Annotated in this window: 4 protein-coding genes and 4 tRNA genes; all 8 read left to right on the forward strand. The window is 38.6% G+C overall.

What is annotated here, in order from left to right:
- Positions 1-335: 335 nt before the first annotated feature.
- Entirely contained in the window at positions 336-1,379 is a 1,044-nt protein-coding gene (murB, locus tag DWA31_RS04945) for a UDP-N-acetylmuramate dehydrogenase (protein ID WP_114325549.1), read from the forward strand.
- Position 1,380: 1 nt separating this feature from the next.
- Positions 1,381-2,376, forward strand: a complete 996-nt coding sequence (gene birA, locus DWA31_RS04950) for a bifunctional biotin--[acetyl-CoA-carboxylase] ligase/biotin operon repressor BirA (RefSeq protein WP_114325550.1) — start codon at positions 1,381-1,383, stop codon at positions 2,374-2,376.
- Positions 2,373-3,095, forward strand: a complete 723-nt coding sequence (locus DWA31_RS04955; protein WP_114325551.1) for a type III pantothenate kinase — start codon at positions 2,373-2,375, stop codon at positions 3,093-3,095. Before birA ends, DWA31_RS04955 begins: the two co-directional genes overlap by 4 nt.
- Positions 3,096-3,236: 141 nt before the next feature.
- A tRNA-Thr gene (locus tag DWA31_RS04960) sits at positions 3,237-3,312 on the forward strand.
- 39 nt (positions 3,313-3,351) lie between these two features.
- Positions 3,352-3,436, forward strand: a tRNA-Tyr gene (locus DWA31_RS04965).
- A 69-nt stretch (positions 3,437-3,505) separates the two neighbouring features.
- Positions 3,506-3,580, forward strand: a tRNA-Gly gene (locus DWA31_RS04970).
- A gap of 16 nt (positions 3,581-3,596) precedes the next feature.
- Positions 3,597-3,672 (forward strand) — tRNA-Thr (locus tag DWA31_RS04975).
- Positions 3,673-3,750: 78 nt separating this feature from the next.
- The coding region (locus DWA31_RS04980) for a GTP-binding protein (RefSeq protein WP_245942449.1) at positions 3,751-3,997 on the forward strand (247 nt) is incomplete at its 3' end.

The raw sequence follows: 3,997 nt of genomic DNA on the forward strand, positions 1-3,997 counted from the left end.
GTAGGACATTGCTAAGCTTCTATTTAGAAAAGCCCGTTACGAAAGTAACGGGCTTTTTGCTATTTGTCGTTTGAGAAATAGCGCCAATGGTAGTGTGACTTATGCGGCAGTAAAGCCCATGTGACCCCTCGACGAGCTCAGGATGAACGGGGATAATGGAGAAGCTTCTATTAAGAAAAGCCACCTTCATATCATAAAAAGCGAAAGAGTCGGGATTTTTGCTGTTTGGTGTTTAAAAATAATCATCAATTAGCAACATCAATATCGCCCTTTAGTTGGTGTTGATTTGAATATTAAGTACAATGATATTACTCAAAAATACCGGTTAAGTACTTATGGAACTAAGTCATCAGTTTTCCTTACAAGAATATAATAGCTTTAATATAAAAGCAGTTTCCCCGACGATCTATTTTCCTAGAACAGTTACAGATTTAGAGCAGTTACCTAAGTTTGTCGACAACCCTTTCTATATTCTTGGTGACGGTAGTAATACTTTATTTGTTGATGATCATGCCCCTATTATCATTAAACCTGACTTCAAAGGTATAAGTATTTCAGAGACACGGGATAATTATACTGTGAGTGTTGGTGCTGCTGAAAATTGGCATGATTTAGTTTGCTTGTGTATTGAACAGGGTATATATGGCTTAGAAAATTTAGCACTCATCCCTGGTAGCGTGGGGGCAGCACCAGTACAAAATATTGGTGCTTATGGGCTTGAACTCTCTCATTTTTGTACACAAGTAAAATGGTTCGAATTCTCTAGCAAAGCAATTAAAGTATTAGATAATAAAGATTGTCAGTTCTCCTATCGCGATAGCATTTTTAAACAAGCTCTTCACAACAAAGGAATTATAATTGATGTTGAATTTAGTTTTCCAAAAGCTTGGAAAGCTAACTTATCTTATGCAGGGCTAAGTGATTTAGGTAATAACCCTTCAGCTAAGCAAGTAATGGATCGAGTAATCAGTTTACGTCAGGCTAAGCTACCCGACCCTTGTAAATTACCCAATGCAGGTAGTTTCTTTAAAAATCCAATAGTTAATGAACAAAAACTTATATCATTGAAAAATAGTTATCCAAAACTCCCGTTTTATCCGCAAGGTAAAGGCTTGGTTAAACTTGCTGCTGGTTGGTTAATAGAACAGGCCGGTTTGAAGGGGTATCGTGAAAAAGGTGTTGGTGTCCATGAACATCAAGCGCTAGTTTTAGTTAACTATGCTAGTGAACAGGGTGAAGATATTGTTACGCTGGCAAAATATGTGCAACAGCAAGTATTAGCTAAATTTGATATTTCAATTTCTCCAGAAGTTAGAATGATCACTGCGAAAGGTGAACAGAATTTTGTTGATTTAGTAGTTGATTTGGAGAGTAAATAGTATGGTTAAGGCAGTAAGGGAACATCTCATTAAAGCATTAGCAAGTGGTGAATTTGTTTCAGGGCAAGAAGTTGGTAAGCAATTAGGTATTAGTCGAACGGCTATTTCTACGCATGTAAAAGCGTTGGTAAATATGGGGCTAGATATATTTAGTGTTACAGGTAAGGGGTATAAATTAGCACAGCCTTTACATTTGCTGAATAAGCGTAAAATATTATTATTTATGTCTCAGGATGTAATCACGAATAAGAATAAACTAACACCTGAAATTGAAGTACATAGCCTGATAGATTCAACCAATGATTATTTAATGCGCCGGTTACCGAATCAGTTAACTCAAGGGCAGGTTTGTTTGGCGGAATATCAAAGTGCAGGTCGTGGTCGACGTGGACGCCAATGGGTTTCGCCCTTTGGTTCTCAAATTTATTTATCGATGTATTGGTATTTAGAGCAAGGACTATCCGCAGCGATGGGCTTGAGTTTGCTTAGTGCGTTAGCGGTTAGTGATGCTGTTTTTGCAATTAGTGGAGTTCAGGTACAGTTAAAGTGGCCTAATGATATTTATATTGATGGCGTTAAGTTAGCAGGCATATTAATAGATCTTGAAGGGCAAGCCTTGGAGCCAAGTCACAGTGTTATAGGTATCGGATTAAATTTAGATATGCACGAACAAGCCGCTGAAAAAATCGATCAGCGTTGGACCGATTTACAAAGCCATAGTGAAACTAAAATTGATAGGAATGCGTTAAGCGCACAATTAATTTGTTGTTTACATACTCGATTGCAGCAACATCAAAGTGAAGGACTGATAGGGATGCTAGATGAATGGCATACTCATGATGTTTATTTAAATAAGCGGGTGAAATTACTTACCGGAGAACGGGTAACAAAAGGGATTTGTCGAGGTATTAATAACCAAGGCGCTTTACTACTTGAAGTTGATGGTCAAGTTAAACCTATTTACGGTGGTGAAGTGAGCCTTCGAGGTGATGAATGATTGCTTTAATTGATATTGGTAACAGTAGGACAAAATACTGTGTTGTTAGTCAGGGGAAGAGAGGTTCTGTACAAAGCTTTGCTAATGAGTTGTTATCAAATGAATATTTGTCTCAATGTTTCAACAGGATTAATAAGTTAATCGTTGCCAGTGTTAGTCATAATAAGTTGACGGACAAAATTGAATTATGGTGTCATGAGCAGAATATAGATTATCAGCAGGTTGTTAGTGAGAAAAGTAAAAATGGTGTTTGTTCAGCATATCATCAACCAAGTCAATTGGGTGTTGATCGCTGGTTAACATTAATTGCTGCAAAGGCATTATACCCAAGTAAAAATACGTTAATAGTTGATGCGGGTACAGCAACTACAATTGATCTAATCGCCTCCAATGGCGCACATCAAGGTGGTTGGATTTTAGCCGGAATAGAGACTCTTTTTAGTTGTGTTCAAGAGAATACCAGTCAAGTAAAAGCAAAGGTAGTGAAAACCGCAAGTTTGTCTTTTGGACTTAATAGTTCTGAGAATGTTAATAATGCAACATGGGCTGCTACTGTTGGGGCAATAAATTTAGCCGTTACACAAAGTGAGCAGCAAGGTGTAGTGATCGATGAAATTTTATTGACGGGCGGAAATGGGGGGGCGTTAGCTTCATTACTATCACATCAGTGTAAAGTGATAGAAGATTTAGTATTTATTGGCCTGCAAGCATATATTTAATGTGGTTTAAAATAAATTTAATAACCCTTTGGATAAAAAAACATCAAACACGCAGAAAACCGATAAAAACATCAATTTTTTTCTCTTTTGTACTTGCAAGCAGTAAAGCATTACTCTAGAATTCGCAGCACTTAATGTAGTGCCGACTTAGCTCAGTTGGTAGAGCAACTGACTTGTAATCAGTAGGTCGCCAGTTCGACTCCGGCAGTCGGCACCATTAATACTACTTCACTTAGGCGAAGTAGGTGAATATACTGGAGGGGTTCCCGAGTGGCCAAAGGGATCAGACTGTAAATCTGACGGCTCAGCCTTCGGTGGTTCGAATCCACCTCCCTCCACCATATTTGTATCTCATGTTCCTTCTAAGAAGGGACGCGTGAACTTTTAACAGAGATAATCTGATAGAGTTTGCGGGTGTCGTATACTGGCTATTACCTCAGCCTTCCAAGCTGATGAAGCGGGTTCGATTCCCGCCACCCGCTCCAATCTTTGTATATGAATGCTGATATGGCTCAGTTGGTAGAGCGCACCCTTGGTAAGGGTGAGGTCGGCAGTTCGAATCTGCCTATCAGCACCATTCCTTAGATTATTCTATCCTTATTATTTCAACTATTGTAAAAAATAAACTTAATTCTATACCCAGAGGTATTTTAAAATGGCTAAAGAAAAATTTGAACGTACGAAACCACATGTAAACGTTGGTACAATCGGACACGTTGATCATGGTAAAACAACACTAACAGCCGCTATCTCTGCGGTATTAACTAAAGTACACGGTGGTGAAGTTAAAGATTTCGCACAAATCGATAATGCTCCTGAAGAGCGTGAACGTGGTATTACAATCAATACTTCTCACATCGAGTACGATACAGCAGCCCGTCACTACGCACACGTAGATTGTC

This window comes from Candidatus Colwellia aromaticivorans, from assembly GCF_003333305.1.
GTDB lineage: Bacteria > Pseudomonadota > Gammaproteobacteria > Enterobacterales > Alteromonadaceae > Colwellia > Colwellia aromaticivorans.